A 14,840-nucleotide genomic window follows, 5' to 3' on the forward strand; every position below is an offset into this window, starting at 1 on the left:
TGTTCGCTCGGCATGGCTGCGCGCCGTAGTGCGTAGGGCGGGCCAGCCGCTTCATCCCCTGTAGGCGTGGACGAACACTCCCCCGTTCCTGCCACCAACCAGGCGACACGCGCAGGTTCAGCGGTTACCCCCTCCAAGAGTCCGCAGCCTCGCGTGCTTCGACACGATCCCGGCCCTTGATCCGAGCAGGCGGCGGCGCGGGGGCTGCGCGGGGATCAACGGCAAGCGGCACCCTTTCACCAATGATCACTTCACACGGCCGCCGGACTCACGATCGAAGTTCCATCAGAGCCGAGATTTCCAGTTCGGCCTCCGCGAGCCGGCCAAGGCCACGCTGATGCCGACGCCGAGGAACGGCAGGACCGCGGCACCCCGGATGCCGGCTTCCCAGGTCAGCAAGGGTGCAGCTCCCACGCTCACGGAGGCACCTCCGACACACGCTGTCCTACATCGCGCCGTCGTCCGGCGTGACCTTCACTGCCGCAAGGTCGATACTGCCAAAAGGGGCACCCTCCGCCCGCTCGCATCCGACCACGCCCTACACCTGACGCTCTGTCACCAAAGTCAGCACTAAGTCAGCATCAGTACCGCAGGAACCCGCTTCCGATCACCATGGACGCCAAGATCGACAACCAGTCAAACCCACACTGACCTGCACAAACAGAGGTCATGGGGCTCATCTGCCAATCCCACCAGGAGGTACCCATGAAGATGTTGATCAATGTGCCGGAAAGCGTGGTCGCGGACGCCCTGCGGGGCATGGCGGCCGCCCATCCCGAGCTGACCGTCGACGTGGAGAACCGGGTGATCGTACGGCGGGACGCCCCGGTCGCCGGGAAGGTCGCCCTGATCTCCGGGGGTGGCTCGGGGCACGAGCCCCTGCACGGCGGATTCGTGGGTCCCGGCATGCTGTCGGCGGCCTGTCCGGGTGAGGTCTTCACCTCGCCGGTTCCCGATCAGATGGCGCGCGCCGCGGCGGCCGTGGACAGCGGCGCGGGCGTGCTGTTCATCGTGAAGAACTACACCGGTGACGTGCTGAACTTCGACATGGCGGCCGAGCTCGCCGAGGACGAGGGCATCCAGGTCGCCAAGGTGCTGGTCAACGATGACGTGGCGGTCACCGACAGCCTCTACACGGCCGGGCGGCGCGGCGTCGGCGGCACGCTGTTCGTGGAGAAGATCGCGGGCGCGGCGGCGGACGAGGGGCAGCCCCTGGAGCGGGTGAAGGCGATCGGCCATCAGGTCAACGAGAACTCCCGCAGCTTCGGCGTCGCGCTCAGCGCCTGCACCACACCCGCCAAGGGCAGCCCCACCTTCGATCTGCCCTCGGGCGAGCTGGAGTTGGGCATCGGTATCCACGGCGAGCCCGGCCGGGAGCGACGGGCGATGATGACCTCGGGTGAGATCGCCGAGTTCGCGGTGAACGCGATCCTGGAGGACATGCCCCCGCGCAATCCGGTCCTCGTCCTGGTCAACGGCATGGGTGGGACGCCGCTGCTCGAGCTGTACGGGTTCAACGCCGAGGTGCAGCGGGTGCTCGCCCAGCGCGGTGTCGCGGTCGCCCGGACTCTGGTGGGCAACTACGTCACCTCGCTGGACATGGCCGGTGCCTCGGTCACCCTGTGCCAGATCGACGAGGAGCTGCTGCGGCTGTGGGACGCGCCGGTGAAGACGCCCGGACTGCGCTGGGGCATGTAGACCGACGGGCCGCGGTGTCAACGTACCTACCACGCAAGGAGATCCAGTGCTCGACGCCGACTTCTTCCGCCGTTGGATGACGGCGACCGCCGCGTCCGTGGACCGCGAGGCGGAACGGCTCACCGCCCTCGACTCGCCCATCGGGGACGCCGACCACGGCAGCAATCTGCAGCGCGGGTTCCGGGCCGTGGCCGCCACGCTGGAGAAGGAGGCGCCGGACACGCCCGGTGCGGTCCTGACGCTGGCCGGGCGGCAGCTGATCTCGACCGTCGGTGGCGCGTCGGGGCCCCTCTACGGCACGCTGCTGCGCCGTACGGGCAAGACGCTCGGGGACGCCGGCGAGGTCAGCGAGGCGCAGTTCGCCCAGGCGCTGCGGACCGGGGTGGAGGCGGTCATGACGCTCGGCGGTGCCGCACCGGGCGACAAGACGATGATCGACGCGCTGGTGCCGGCCGTGGACGCGCTCGACGAGGGCGGGTTCGCCGCGGCCCGCACCGCCGCCGAGGAGGGCGCCCTTGCGACCACGCCGTTGCAGGCCCGCAAGGGCCGGGCCAGTTATCTCGGGGAGCGCAGCATCGGGCACCAGGATCCCGGCGCCACCTCCTCGGCGCTGCTCGTCGCCGCTCTCGCGGAGGCCGACGGTGAGTGACGGGAAACAGGTCGGGATCGTGCTGGTGTCGCACAGCGCCGAAGTGGCTGCCTCCGTGGCCGAGTTGGCGAAGGGGCTCGCGGGCGGCGGGGTCTCGGTGCCCGTCGCCCCGGCGGGCGGCACCGAGGGTGGCGGGCTCGGCACGAGCGCGGAGCTGATCGCCGCGGCGGCCGCGTCAGTGGACCGGGGTGCCGGCGTCGCCGTGCTCACCGACCTCGGCAGCGCCGTGCTCACCGTGAAGGCGCTGCTCGCCGAGGGCGACGAACTCCCCGACCGCACACGCCTGGTGGACGCCCCGTTCGTGGAGGGGGCGGTGGCCGCGGTGGTCACGGCGGCCACGGGCGCCGACCTCGCGGCCGTGGAGGCGGCAGCGGCGGAGGCGTACACCTACCGGAAGGTCTGACGCCGCCGCCCGAGTCCCTCCGCGGCGGCGGTGAGGGCCGAGCGCACGGCTGCCGTCGCCCTGGCCTCACCCGCCGTCGCGGTCCGGCTCCGCGCCGACGGCGGGTGAGGCGTACCGGTCGACAGCCGCGCGCAGGGCCGCCTTGAGCAGCACCGCGTGGTGGCGGGCCGCAGGTGCCCGCCACCACGCGCGCGCTCGTGGAGGGCGCGGGCGAATGCCGCTTCCGCCTCGCCGTACGTCCGGCCGGACGGCACGCAAGCGCGGCTCGACGCAGCTCAGCCGGGTCGGGGCACCGGCCGTCGCGCGGTCGTACCGGCGAAGACACCCAGGTCCGTAGTCGGCTCGGGCGCGAAGACGGCTTCGACAGGCTGCGCGGTTGCCCGGTCCCGCCGCCGGACGGTGGGCATGTCGGTCCGGCCATGGACAGCGCCGAGCCGTCGGCGGCCCGGCCGTCTCACGTCAAGGCGTGATCCTGCCCGTCGACAACGGGTCAGCGCCCCGGGCGTTCATCCGCCCCGCACGAACTGCTGCGCCAGCCGCCGCCCCACCGCGACGGCCGCGGCGTGGCTCTCGATCGGTTTGACCTGCGAGTACTTGAAGACGATGTAGGTGACGCCGGAGGGTGTGCCGCCGCCGTTCGGGCCCGGGCGGATGCGCAGGCCCTTGGCGGTGGCGTAGGACGCCTCGCCGATGATGCCTTCCGGGCCGATGTCGCCCACGACCGCGTACTGCACACGGCCCCGGTAGACGACGGCGGCGACCGATCCGCCGCGGACGCCGTCGTCCAGGGGGTCCCAGATGCGGCTCGCGGCGGGCACGACGATGTACGGGAGGCGTTCGGCGCTCAGATAGCGTCCGTCGGACTGCTGGTAAGCGGTGGCCTGGGAGAACGAGGGATCGGTGCCGCGGTTGCAGCGCGGGCCGGGCTGTCCGTCGCAGTCGATGTCCATGTCGGCCTTCCAGAAGACGGCGCGCCGGGTGCCGCACACGGCAATCGCGGCCGGTCTGCCGGCGTCGCTGCGGAAGCGGCCGTGGGAGATCTGGGTGCAGTCACGCACCTTGGCCAGCAGATCGGCGGCGCGGACGTCGCCCTCGCGCCAGGCCGCCGGCTCCGCCCGGCCGCTTGCCGCGGCGTCGGACAGCATCGGCGGGAGGAGTAAAGCGGCGCCGGCCACGGCCAGGGTCAGCGACTGGACACGCACCATGAGAAGCCCTTTCCGGAAGGGGCACTGACGGGCATTCAGCCCGGCCCGGTGCCGTAGCGATCATGGGGCCACCGTAGGCGGACAGGACGGCGCACCGGTCCAGGCGGGGCACGGCGTGGCGTGTCTTCGGACCTCCGGCAGGGGCCGGGGCGCCCGAGCCCGTGTCGGCTCCGGCGGCCCGGCCGCCCGCGTCCGGCGCGGGAACAGCGACGACAGCGACCCGCGCCACCGGCATGAACTCACCAGCCCTCAGGGAGGGTTCAGCCGCGAGGAGCTTCAGCATACGTAACTCCGGCGGGCGGTCTGCAACGCCGTGCCGCCGACCTGCCACCGCCCTCTTGATGCCATCACGTCAGCCACGTCATATTGGTCCGTACCAATTCCGCCGGGTCGTTCGGGGAGGCAGAGCCGTGCGTCGCGACACCGGGCTCGTGTACCGATCACTCGCCCTCTGTGCCGCACTCGCCCTGGTCGGATCCTGCGGCAGAAACGGCGCCGGGGACGAGGACGGCGGGCTGCCGGCGGCTCCCACGGGAGTGACCGCGGCGGCGGGCAGTTCCAGCAGCGTGCACGTGATGTGGAACGCGGTGGCCTCGAAGCCCCGCGTCAGCGGCTACGAGGTGTATCGCGGCACCACCGAGGTCGAGGAAGTGCCCGGTTCCCAGCACATGGTGGACGTCACCAGGCTCAGGCCGTCCACCTCGTACGTCTTCACCGTGCGGGCCCGGAACACCGAGGGCCGGCTGGGGCCGCCCAGCCGCCAGGTGCGGGCGGCGACTCCGGCGGCCGTGGCGGCGGACGACACGGCCCCGACCCGCCCGGGCAAGATGCGCGGCCGGGCGGTCGGCAGCAGGGCCGTCGAGCTGTCCTGGTCCGCGTCCAGGGACGACCGGGCCGTGGTCTCGTACGACGTCTACCAGGGCACCGCCAAGATCCACAGTGTGGGCGGGGCACAGACGGCGACCGTGGTCACCGGGCTGCGGCCGGGCTCCCGCTACGCCTTCAGCGTCCGCGCCCGCGACGCGGCCGACAACCTCTCGCCTCCCGGCACCACCGTCCGCCTCAACACGCCGGGCTCCGACGACGGGCGCAGCACGGCACCCACCGCCTTCCGGGCCACCAGTCACCGCGCCGACGGGGCGTACTACCTGGACCTGAGCTGGACCCCGCCGCGCACCGACGGCGTGGTGACGGAGTACCAGATCGGCCTCGACGGCCGGGTGGCCACCTCCCTGGTCTACGGCGGGGACGCGCCGCGCGACCGGGCCTCGTACTCCTTCTACGCCGGCCGGGATGCCGGCGTGCGCCACCGCGTGCGGATCCGGGCCAGACTGCCCGACGGCACCTGGGGCGGCTACTCGGCGGAGCGGACGGTGATCACCGGGGCGCCCGGCGGCTGACGGCGGTGGCGGCCCTGTGGCATGGGCCGGACGGAGGAATCCGTCACCTGCCCGGAGGCGGTCCGCATGCGGGCGGGGCCGCGGGGACGTTGGCTGCCCCTGAGGCAGCACGGGCGTTTCCCGACTTCGGCGGCGCAAGGGATGTTCCGCCAACCGTGCCGTCGGAGGGCAGTCCAATGCGCAACTCTCAGCCATTCGTTCGCTCCGCCCTGACCGCGGCCGCCGCCGCCGCGCTCCCACTCGTCCTGGCCGCCGTGCCGGCCGCGGCGCAGGGGTCGGGGATCTCCGTGAGCACCAGCGGGTCCACCGTTTCGGTGACCACGAGCGCGTGCTCCCAGCGCAGCACCAGCGGGGCGTTGGGCACCGCCACGCTGCTCAGCAGCAGCCGGCCGGCCCGTCAGGCGGCACTGACGGGCACCGCTGCCCTGCAGTCGGCGGCCTGGTCGAACGTGAGTCCCGGCACCTATACCGTGACGGTCGTCTGCGCCTCCAACAACGCCACCGCGGGCACCCAGAGCGTCGTCGTCCCCGGCTCCACTCCCACCGCCACGCCCAGCACCACTCCCGCCGCCACCATCTCGGCCACCACCAGGCCCTCGCCCTCGCTCGGCGTCAGGGGCGGGGTCGGCGGCGCCATCCAGGACTACGGACCGCTGACGGTCGGGGTGGGCGCCGCCCTGGTGGGCACGGGTGTCATCGCGACGGGCTGGTACCTGCGCAGGCGTGCGCGGCCGAACCGGCTCTGAGGGCGGCGGGCCCGCCGGCCGCAGAGCTCACGCCGGTTCCGGACCGGGCAGTTCGGCCAACTCCTCCAAAGCGTGCGTGAGCCACTGCGTCCAGAAGGTCTCCAGGTCGATGCCGGCCCGCAGCACCAGGTGCCGCAGCCGGTCCTGGGGGGCGTCCTTGCCGGGCGGGAAGTCGCGCTGCTCGATCTCCTGGTACTCGGCCAACTGCAGCCGGTGCAGGTCCAGATGGCGGCGCAGATCGGCCTCGAGCCCGGCCGTGCCCACCACGGCCGCCGCCCGCAGCCGCAGCAGCATCACATCGCGGTGCGGCTTGGGGTCCTGGGACGCGGCGGTCCAGCGAGCCAGTTCGGCGCGGCCCGCGGGCAGGACCTCGTAGCTCTTCTTCTGCCCGCGGGCCGGCTGCTCGGACGGCAGCGCCCGGATGTGCCCTTCGGCCTCCAGCCTTCCCAGCTCGCGATAGATCTGCTGATGCGTCGCCGACCAGAAGTAGCCGATCGACTTGTCGAACCGGCGGGTCAGCTCCAGCCCCGAGGACGGCTTTTCGAGCAGGGCGGTGAGGATCGCGTGCGGGAGTGACATGGGAGTCATCCTAGGGACGGCGGCAGGGCCCCCTAGAGGGCCGCAGCCAGCTCCGTGCCCTGCTTGATGGCACGCTTGGCGTCCAGTTCGGCGGCCACGTCCGCGCCGCCGATCAGGTGCGCGCCGACACCGGCGGCGACCAGCTCCTCGTACAGGCCGCGGCGCGGTTCCTGTCCGGTGCACAGCACGATGGTGTCGACCGGCAGGACGGTGCTCTCCTCACCGACCGTGACGTGCAGTCCGGCGTCGTCGATACGGTCGTAGCGGACGCCCGGGACCATGGTGACGCCCCGGTGCTTGAGCTCGGTGCGGTGGATCCAGCCGGTCGTCTTGCCGAGGCCCGCGCCGACCTTGCTGGTCTTGCGCTGCAGCAGGTGGACGGTGCGCGGCGCGGCGGGCCGCTCCGGGGCGGCGAGCCCGCCGGGCGCCTGGTAGTCCATGTCGACGCCCCACTGGCGGAAGTACGTCTCGGGGTCCTCGCTCGCCTTGTCCCCGCCGTCGGTGAGGAACTCGGCGACGTCGAAGCCGATGCCGCCCGCGCCGAGGATCGCCACCCGGTCGCCGACGGGGGCGTTGTCGCGCAGCACGTCGAGGTAGCCGACGACGCTCGGGTGGTCGACGCCCGGGATGTCGGGGGTGCGGGGGCTGACGCCGGTCGCGACGACCACCTCGTCGTAGCCCTTCAAGTCCCCTGCTTCCACCAGCGTGTTGAGGCGTACGTCCACGCCGTGCGCGTCGAGCTGGTGGCGGAAGTAGCGCAGGGTCTCGTCGAACTCCTGCTTGCCGGGGACCTTGCGGGCCACGTTGAGCTGGCCGCCGACCTCGCTCGCGGCGTCGTACAGGGTGACCTCGTGGCCGCGCTCGGCCGCCGAGACCGCGCAGGCGAGTCCGGCCGGCCCGGCACCGACGACGGCGACGCGCTTCTTGTGCCGGGTGGGCGAGAGGACCAGTTCGGTCTCGTGGCAGGCGCGCGGGTTGACCAGGCAGGAGGTGATCTTGAGGCTGAAGGTGTGGTCGAGGCAGGCCTGGTTGCAGCCGATGCAGGTGTTGATGGCCTCCGGCTTGCCCTCGGCGGCCTTGTTGACGAAGTCGGGGTCGGCGAGCATCGGGCGGGCCATGGAGACCATGTCCGCATAGCCCTCGGCGAGCAACTCCTCGGCCAGTTCCGGGGTGTTGATGCGGTTGGTGGTCACGAGCGGGACGGACACCTCGCCCATGAGCTTCTTGGTGACCCAGGTGTAGGCGCCGCGCGGCACGGAGGTGGCGATGGTGGGGATGCGCGCCTCGTGCCAGCCGATGCCGGTGTTGATGATCGTGGCACCGGCCGCCTCGACGGCCTTGGCGAGCGTGATCACCTCGTCGAGGGTGGAGCCACCGGGGACCAGGTCCAGCATGGACAGCCGGTAGACGATGATGAAGTCCTCACCGGCGGCCTCGCGCACCCGCCGCACGATCTCGACGGGGAAGCGCATGCGGTTCTCGTACGAGCCGCCCCAGCGGTCGGTGCGCTGGTTGGTCGGGGCGGCGATGAACTCGTTGATGAGGTAGCCCTCGGAGCCCATGATCTCGACACCGTCGTAGCCGGCCTGCCAGGCGAGGCGGGCGGCGCGGGCGTAGTCGTCGATGGTCCGCTCGATGTCGGCGTCGGTGAGTTCGCGGGGCGGGAAGGGGCTGATCGGCGCCTGGAGGGGGCTCGGGGCGACCAGGTGCTGGTGGTAGGCGTACCGGCCGAAGTGCAGGATCTGCAGGGCGATCCGGCCGCCCTCACGGTGCACGGCCTCGGTGATCTGCCGGTGCTGCTCGGCCTCCGCGTCGGTGGTGAGCTTGGCGCCGCCCTCGTACGGGCGCCCCTCGTCGTTGGGGGCGATGCCGCCGGTGACGATGAGCCCCACTCCCCCGCGCGCCCGGGCGGCGTAGAACTCCGCCATCCGCTCGAAGCCGCGCTCGGCCTCCTCCAGGCCGACGTGCATGGAGCCCATGAGGACGCGGTTGGGCAGCGTGGTGAAGCCCAGGTCGAGCGGGTTCAGCAGATGCGGGTATCGGCTCATCGGGCCCTCCATGCGCGGTGTGGTGCCTCTGTTGTAGAGGACGCCGCCCATGTTTTGCAACTAGTTGCATAAGGAGGGAGGGGTGACGCGGACCACCCACGGGCACAGTGGCCTCATGAGTCCCGAAGACACCGAGGTGGTCGAGCTCGCGCAGGCACTGGTCCGCCGTCCGAGCCGGGCCGGGATCGACGACTACGGGCCCGTCCTCGCCGTCCTCCAGGACTGGCTCGGCGCCCGTGACCTGCCCTGTCGCGGCCTCCACGACGAGGAGGGCCGGCCCGTCGCCCTGCTGGTGGAGGTGGCGGGCGGCCGGCCGGGGCCCTGGTGGGCGCTGGATGCCTGCGTGGACACCGCTCCCTATGGCGACGAGGGTGCCTGGTCGTTCCCGCCGGACTGCGGGGACGTCGTGGACGGATGGCTGCGGGGGCGCGGCACGGCCGACTCCAAGCTGGCGGCGGCGATGTTCTGCCGGATCGCGGCGGATCTGCACGCCCGGGCGGAGGAGCTGCACGGCGGGCTCGCGGTCCTGCTGGACGCCGACGAGCACACCGGCGGTTTCGGCGGGGCCCGGGCCTACCTCGCGGATACGACGGCGGTGCGGCCGGCGGGGGTGATGATCGGCTATCCCGGCCGGGACGAGGTGGTGGTCGGCGGGCGGGGGCTTTGGCGGGCCACGATCGCGGTGCACGCGGAGGCGGGACACTCCGGGTCCAGGCGTACGGCGCTCGGCGCCGTATCCCGGGCAGCGCGTCTTGTGCAGCTGATGGAGGAGGCCGAACTCCCGGGCGCCGAGGGCGAGTTCCCCCTGCCGCCGAAGTTGACGGTGACCTCCTGCCACGGCGGCGAAGGCTTCTCAGTCGTACCCGGCCTGTGCGAGCTGGGCGTCGACATCCGCACCACTCCGGCCTTCGACGCCCGCGCGGCGGAGCACCTGGTTCGCACGGCGGCGGCGGAGCTGGACCGTCGGCTGCCCGGCCCGACTCCGACCGTGATCACCGAGGTGGCCGCGTGGCCGCCGTACCGTCTGGCCGAGGACGAGCAACCCGCCGCCGCCCTGTTGGACGCGGCCGCCCACGAGGGCCTCACCGTCATGGCGAAGACCGCGGGCCCGTCGAACATCGGCAATCTGCTGGCCCGGGAGGGCATCCCGGCGACGGCAGGCTTCGGCGTGCGTTACGAGGGCCTGCACGGCACAGACGAGCGCGCGTACCTGGCGGACCTGCCCGCAGTCCACACCATCTACCGCCAGACCGTCCTGCGCCTCCTGACCACCGGGTCCGCACTGCCGGGAAGGGGCGCGGGGCCGTCTTGATGGGCGGCTCCGCCGCGTGGGCGCGACCAGCCCCCACAGCGCCGCAGACGAAATCCTCACCGACTCTCGAGAATGACGTGCAACTCCCGTTCCTGATCACCCGACGCCGAAGAGAGATCACGCACCGTAAAGAGAGGATCCAAGGTGCTGCGCAACCGCTCGATCGCCCAGTACCCACCCTGCGCGTCGACCTCGACGGTGGACGACAACCGCCCCGGCGCCGGGCACTGATGCGCATCGGTGACCTCGAACGTGCCGAGCCACACCATCGGCCGCGTCTCGTGGAGCTGCTGCGGCACCTCCTCCGGCCCCCGGTCGGACTCGAAGCACGCACACAGCGTGTCGAACACGATCCGGGCGTCCTCCTTGCTGCATCCGCTGATCTCGAGGGAGACCGGCTCCTCGTGCGAGCGCTGACGATCCATCGTGACCGCTCCTCTCGTGGCTGTGGCGCGGTACCGCGAGTTCCCCGCGAATCGCGCCACACCCCAAGAAAAGCACCACTGGCCGCACCGGACCAGCGAGGAATCAGCTCCGCTTGAAGCGGTACGTCTTGCTGTCCGTCAGAACGCAGAAGCCCGGCGACACGACGATCACCCGCAGGGTGCCGTCCCGCCGGTCGTAGTCGATGCCCTCGACCTCGAAGGTGCCCGAACAGGAGCTGCGCAGCGGAAGCTGCCGCAGGGCCGTGACATGGCCCAGGACGTCCGACGTGCCGTTCGGCGCGGCGGACAGGTCGACCTGGAGGAGCGGCTTGGTGATGCCGAACAGCGTTCCGGCCGGGTCGTCGGAGGAGCACAGCAGCGTCGTCGGGCCGGAGAAGTCGCAGCCCTGGACGTCGCGGACGGCGTGGTCGAGGTTGACCGTGGAGGCCTGCGGGAGGTTCGCCGAGGGCGAGGTGCCCGCGTTGGCGCCCGGGGTCGGGAACACCAGGAAGCGGCTCATGGTGCCGTACTCACCGGCCAGCATCCACTGCCCGTCGGGCGAGATCGCGACCCAGGAGTTGTTGAGGGCCTCACCGGAGCTGAGCGTGTGGACGTACTCGGACCAGCCCCCGCCCGGCGCCTGCACGCGGAACATCTTCGCGTTGCCCGAGTCCTCCTGGTAGGGCTCGACGTAGTAGCCGTTGTAGGAGGCGTCGGGGTCACCGACGTGGTTCCAGCCGCGGCTGGAGACCGCGGCGGGGATCGTGCCGATGCCGGTGTACCGGTTGGGGCTGCCGGCCGGGACCTCGACGGAGGTCAGGCCCTGGCTCTCGGTCAGTGGGTCGGCCCGGTCCGAGCCCACTTCCGTCCAGGTGTCGGCCGCCGACGCGGGGGGAGCGGCGGACAGGACCGCGGCGGCCGCGAGGGCGAGGGCCGCGGTCAGGGCCGCGTGACAACGTTGCCGGACGCGCAGGGGCATGGGAGCTCCTCTATGGGGGCGGGGCGTGCTCGGCGGACAGTCTGGCCCGGCGACGTAGTCATGTACAGACCAAATCGGTAACGGGGACTGTCGGCTCGGTGACGGTCCGTGCCGGGTACTGTCGTCACCGCGCCGGGGGACGGCCCCCGCCGTGTTGAGGGATGGTGGAGGTGGGCGACGGGGTCGTCACAGGGACGGTTGAGCGCGGTAGAACATGGGGAGTCGGCACGGGGGACGGCGTGCCGCGCGAACGGGCGAAGGCGGTGCGTGCAATGAGTGCACCCGGGTTTCCGGTGGCCGAGGGCGAGGGGTCGGTACGGCCGAGCGGGCTGCTCGACGTACTGGGCGTGGCCTCGGTGGTCCTGGATGCCGAGGGACGCGTCGTGCTGTGGAGCCCGCAGGCCGAGGAGCTGTTCGGCTATCCGGCGCAGGAGGCCCTCGGCCAGTACGCGGCCCGGATCATGGTGCACGAGCAGCATCTCGATCTGGTGGTCAAACTGTTCGCCGATGTCATGGTCACCGGTCAGAGCTGGGCCGGTGCCTTCCCCATTCGGCGCAAGGACGGCAGCACGCGTCTGGTGGAGTTCCGCAACATGCGCCTGCTGGACGACCACGGCGACGTCTACGCGCTGGGGCTGTGCGCCGACCGGTCGACCGTACGGCGGCTGGAGCGGGACGTGGCGCTGTCCACCCGGATGATCGCGCAGTCCCCCATCGGGCTGGCCGTCCTGGACACCGATCTGCGGTACGTGTCGGTCAATCCGGCCCTGGAGCGCCTCAACGGGATTGCCGCGGAGGAGCACATCGGCCGGTCCATCCGCGAGGTCCTGCCGCACCTCGACGTCGAGGCCATCGAAAGCGCGGCGCGCCACGTGCTGGAGACGGGGCGTCCCCTCGTGGACCAGAAGGCGACCGGCTGGACCCCGGCCGATCCGGACGAGGAGCGTGCCTGGTCGCTCTCGCTGTACCGGCTGGAGGACGCCGTCGGGACGGTGCTCGGCGTGGCGGGTTCGGTCGTGGACATCACCGAGCAGGAGCGGGCGAGCGTCGAGGCGGAGGCCGCGCGCCGGCGGCTGCAGGTGATCGCGGACGCCTCCGCCCGCATCGGCACCACCCTGGAGCTGGACCGCACCGCGCGCGAACTGGCCGACGTCGCCGTGCCGGAACTCGCCGACATAGCCGCCGTGGATCTGCTCGAGGCGGTGGTGGCGGGCAGGCGCAGCAGCCTGGGGCCCACCGAGCCGGCGGTGATCCGGGCCCTCGCCGTGCAGGCGGACGGCGCCCCGGAGGCGCTGCGGGCGGCCGACCCGCCCGGGCAGGTCACCCGCTACGGCCCCGACCGCCTGGTCACCGAGTGCGTGCGCACCGGCCGGCCGGTGCTGGTGCGGGAGGTCGCGCCCGCGGACCTGCCGCGCATCGCCCGCTCCCCCGAGGCGGCCGAGCTGCTGGCCGCGGCGGGCGTCCACTCGTATCTGGCGGTGCCGCTGATCGCCCGCGGCGAGGTGCTGGGCGCCCTGGACCTCAAGCGCACGCACAACCCGGAGCCGTTCAGCGAGGACGACCTGCTGCTCGCCCGCGAGCTGGCGTCCCGCGCGGCCGTGCAGATCGACAACGCCCGCTGGTACCAGAACGCCCGTGACACCGCCCTCACCCTCCAGCGCAGCCTGCTGCCCAGCCACCCGGCCGTGACCGGCGGACTGGAGGTCGCCTCCCGCTACCAGCCCGCCGGAGCCACCAGCGAGGTCGGCGGCGACTGGTTCGACGTGATTCCGCTGGACGGCGGCAAGACGGCGCTGGTGGTGGGCGATGTGATGGGCAGCGGCATCAACGCGGCCGCGACCATGGGCCGACTGCGCACCGCGACCAACACCCTCGCCTCCCTCGACCTCGATCCGGCGCGGCTCCTCGAACACCTCGACAAGATCACCGAGGGCCTGGACCACTCGATCGCCACCTGTGTGTACGCCGTCCACGACCCTCAGCTGCGACAGTGCCGGATCGCCAATGCCGGGCATCTGCCGCCGGTCCGGCTGCGGCCCGGGCACCCCCCGGAGCTGCTGGAACTGCCCACGGGCGTACCGCTGGGCGTGGGCGGGGTCGCCTTCTCCACCACCACGGTCGACCTGGAGCCCGGCGACCGTCTCGTGTTCTACACCGACGGGCTGGTCGAAACCCGGCAGCATCCCCTCGACGAGCGTCTGGATGCCCTGCTCTCCCTCCTCGAAGGGCCCGACCGCCCCCTGGAGGAGGTCTGCGACCTCCTGCTGCGCACCCTGCACCAGCCCGACAACTCCGACGACGTGGCACTTCTCATCGCGCGCGTCCAGAAGCCGGGCTGACCGCCCGAGGCGGCCAGGGCGGGCTCTCACAGCTACTGATTACGGGCTCCTTATCGCCCGCATCCGACAATCACAGCAAGGCATGACATGCGGATGCGGCCTGCCGTGGCCGATGGGAGCGAGCCGTGATGCACGAACCGGACCAGGAACCCACCGCCGGGGGCGAGCCGCCTGACGGGCGCTTCGGGACGCCCCCGGGCAGGGAAGTGATGACCGGTCCGGGCGGCCCGGACCGTGAGGCGGGGCCTTGGCGGCGCCACTCCCGCCGGGCGCGCGCCGTGGCCGCCGCGGCGACGGTCGCCGTGCTGGCCCTCGGCGGCACGGTCGCCTACGCCGCCACCTCGGGCGGCTCCGGTCAGGGTGCCACGCCCTCCGCTTCCGGATCCGCCTCTCCGTCACCCGACCGCCCCGGCGGCCGGCACGGTGACGGCCCCTGGTTCGGTTTCGGCTTCGGCGGCATGGGCGTGCACGGCGAGACGACGGTCAAGGACCAGGACACCGGCAAGTGGGTCGTACGGATCTGGCAGCGCGGCACCGTCGAGAAGATCGAGGGCGACCAGGTCACGCTCAAGAGCGAGGACGGCGCCGACTGGACATGGACCGTGAACTCCGACACCACCGTCTTCCGTGACGGTACGAAGGGTTCGGGCGCCGGCGACCTCAAGAAGGGCGAGACGGCCCTTCTGGCCGGCACCCGCTCCGACGACGGCACCCGGACCGCCACCCGCGCGATCTCCGGCACCTTCGACCGCCACGGGCCCGGCGACCGGCACGACAGGTTCCCGGGCCACGGCAACAGGGACTGGCGGGGCCACCCCCGGTCCCCGAGCCCTTCGGGCAGCGGCGCGACGACCTGAGGCACCGATAGCCTGCGTCGTCATGAGACGTCCTTGGATCCTGCCGCTTCTGCTGGTGCTCGGCGGCACGGTCGTTGCGGCCGGGCTGCTCTTCAGAGGCAGCCCCCTCGACCGCGCCCAGACCGACGGCCCCCGTCTCGTCCTCACCGGCACCCTCGACCGCAAGCTGTACCTGGACACCGCCAAGGTACTGGAGGCGG

General features: G+C 72.2%; 13 protein-coding genes. 8 read left to right on the plus strand and 5 right to left on the minus strand.

Translation table 11 applies throughout. The features are described 5' to 3' along the window. The first annotated feature begins 705 nt into the window (after nucleotides 1-705). From dhaK to ACWC1K_RS09430, 3 genes are read left to right on the plus strand one after another with little or no spacing between them, the layout of a single operon-like run. Nucleotides 706-1,698, plus strand: coding sequence for a dihydroxyacetone kinase subunit DhaK (gene dhaK / locus ACWC1K_RS09420; RefSeq protein WP_450829805.1), 993 nt, complete (start codon nucleotides 706-708; stop codon nucleotides 1,696-1,698). 46 nt (nucleotides 1,699-1,744) lie between these two features. Next, on the plus strand, nucleotides 1,745-2,347 hold the full coding sequence (gene dhaL, locus ACWC1K_RS09425) for a dihydroxyacetone kinase subunit DhaL (protein WP_450829806.1): 603 nt from the start codon (nucleotides 1,745-1,747) through the stop codon (nucleotides 2,345-2,347). Further along, nucleotides 2,340-2,750 (plus strand): PTS-dependent dihydroxyacetone kinase phosphotransferase subunit DhaM, encoded by a 411-nt coding sequence (locus ACWC1K_RS09430; protein WP_450829808.1) that lies wholly within the window; start codon nucleotides 2,340-2,342, stop codon nucleotides 2,748-2,750. The genes dhaL and ACWC1K_RS09430 overlap by 8 nt, the downstream gene beginning before the upstream one ends. A gap of 506 nt (nucleotides 2,751-3,256) precedes the next feature. Here ACWC1K_RS09430 and ACWC1K_RS09435 read toward each other — a convergent pair. Beyond that, nucleotides 3,257-3,952, minus strand: a complete 696-nt coding sequence (locus ACWC1K_RS09435; RefSeq protein WP_450829858.1) for a glycoside hydrolase family 75 protein — start codon at nucleotides 3,950-3,952, stop codon at nucleotides 3,257-3,259. Nucleotides 3,953-4,365: 413 nt separating this feature from the next. Here ACWC1K_RS09435 and ACWC1K_RS09440 point away from each other — a divergent pair, with 413 nt between their 5' ends. Together ACWC1K_RS09440 and ACWC1K_RS09445 are read left to right on the plus strand one after the other, a co-directional pair. Beyond that, nucleotides 4,366-5,355: a fibronectin type III domain-containing protein gene (locus ACWC1K_RS09440; RefSeq protein ID WP_450829810.1), complete on the plus strand. Its 990-nt coding sequence runs from the start codon at nucleotides 4,366-4,368 to the stop codon at nucleotides 5,353-5,355. A gap of 176 nt (nucleotides 5,356-5,531) precedes the next feature. Then, nucleotides 5,532-6,101 (plus strand): hypothetical protein, encoded by a 570-nt coding sequence (locus tag ACWC1K_RS09445; protein WP_450829812.1) that lies wholly within the window; start codon nucleotides 5,532-5,534, stop codon nucleotides 6,099-6,101. A 27-nt stretch (nucleotides 6,102-6,128) separates the two neighbouring features. On the opposite strand, the gene ACWC1K_RS09450 is transcribed toward ACWC1K_RS09445, so the two are convergent. Together ACWC1K_RS09450 and ACWC1K_RS09455 are read right to left on the minus strand one after the other, a co-directional pair. Beyond that, nucleotides 6,129-6,680 (minus strand): PadR family transcriptional regulator, encoded by a 552-nt coding sequence (locus ACWC1K_RS09450; RefSeq protein WP_450829813.1) that lies wholly within the window; start codon nucleotides 6,678-6,680, stop codon nucleotides 6,129-6,131. A gap of 32 nt (nucleotides 6,681-6,712) precedes the next feature. Then, nucleotides 6,713-8,728, minus strand: coding sequence for an FAD-dependent oxidoreductase (locus ACWC1K_RS09455; RefSeq protein ID WP_450829815.1), 2,016 nt, complete (start codon nucleotides 8,726-8,728; stop codon nucleotides 6,713-6,715). Between the two features lie 115 nt (nucleotides 8,729-8,843). Between ACWC1K_RS09455 and ACWC1K_RS09460 the strand changes: the two genes are divergently transcribed. Beyond that, nucleotides 8,844-10,040, plus strand: a complete 1,197-nt coding sequence (locus ACWC1K_RS09460) for a M20 family metallopeptidase (protein ID WP_450829817.1) — start codon at nucleotides 8,844-8,846, stop codon at nucleotides 10,038-10,040. A 56-nt stretch (nucleotides 10,041-10,096) separates the two neighbouring features. Here ACWC1K_RS09460 and ACWC1K_RS09465 read toward each other — a convergent pair whose 3' ends face one another. Together ACWC1K_RS09465 and ACWC1K_RS09470 are read right to left on the minus strand one after the other, a co-directional pair. Further along, nucleotides 10,097-10,465 carry a hypothetical protein gene (locus ACWC1K_RS09465; RefSeq protein WP_115912086.1) on the minus strand — a complete coding sequence of 123 codons (369 nt, stop codon included), beginning with the start codon at nucleotides 10,463-10,465 and terminating at the stop codon, nucleotides 10,097-10,099. Nucleotides 10,466-10,568: 103 nt separating this feature from the next. Further along, nucleotides 10,569-11,444, minus strand: a complete 876-nt coding sequence (locus tag ACWC1K_RS09470; RefSeq protein ID WP_450829819.1) for a hypothetical protein — start codon at nucleotides 11,442-11,444, stop codon at nucleotides 10,569-10,571. A gap of 272 nt (nucleotides 11,445-11,716) precedes the next feature. On the opposite strand from ACWC1K_RS09470, the gene ACWC1K_RS09475 reads away from it, so the two are divergent. Both ACWC1K_RS09475 and ACWC1K_RS09480 read left to right on the plus strand, forming a co-directional pair. Further along, entirely contained in the window at nucleotides 11,717-13,783 is a 2,067-nt protein-coding gene (locus tag ACWC1K_RS09475) for a SpoIIE family protein phosphatase (RefSeq protein WP_450829821.1), read from the plus strand. Nucleotides 13,784-13,911: 128 nt separating this feature from the next. After that, on the plus strand, nucleotides 13,912-14,640 hold the full coding sequence (locus ACWC1K_RS09480) for a hypothetical protein (protein ID WP_450829860.1): 729 nt from the start codon (nucleotides 13,912-13,914) through the stop codon (nucleotides 14,638-14,640). Nucleotides 14,641-14,840: the final 200 nt, after the last annotated feature.

It is taken from the genome of Streptomyces sp. NPDC001492 (genome assembly GCF_053597275.1).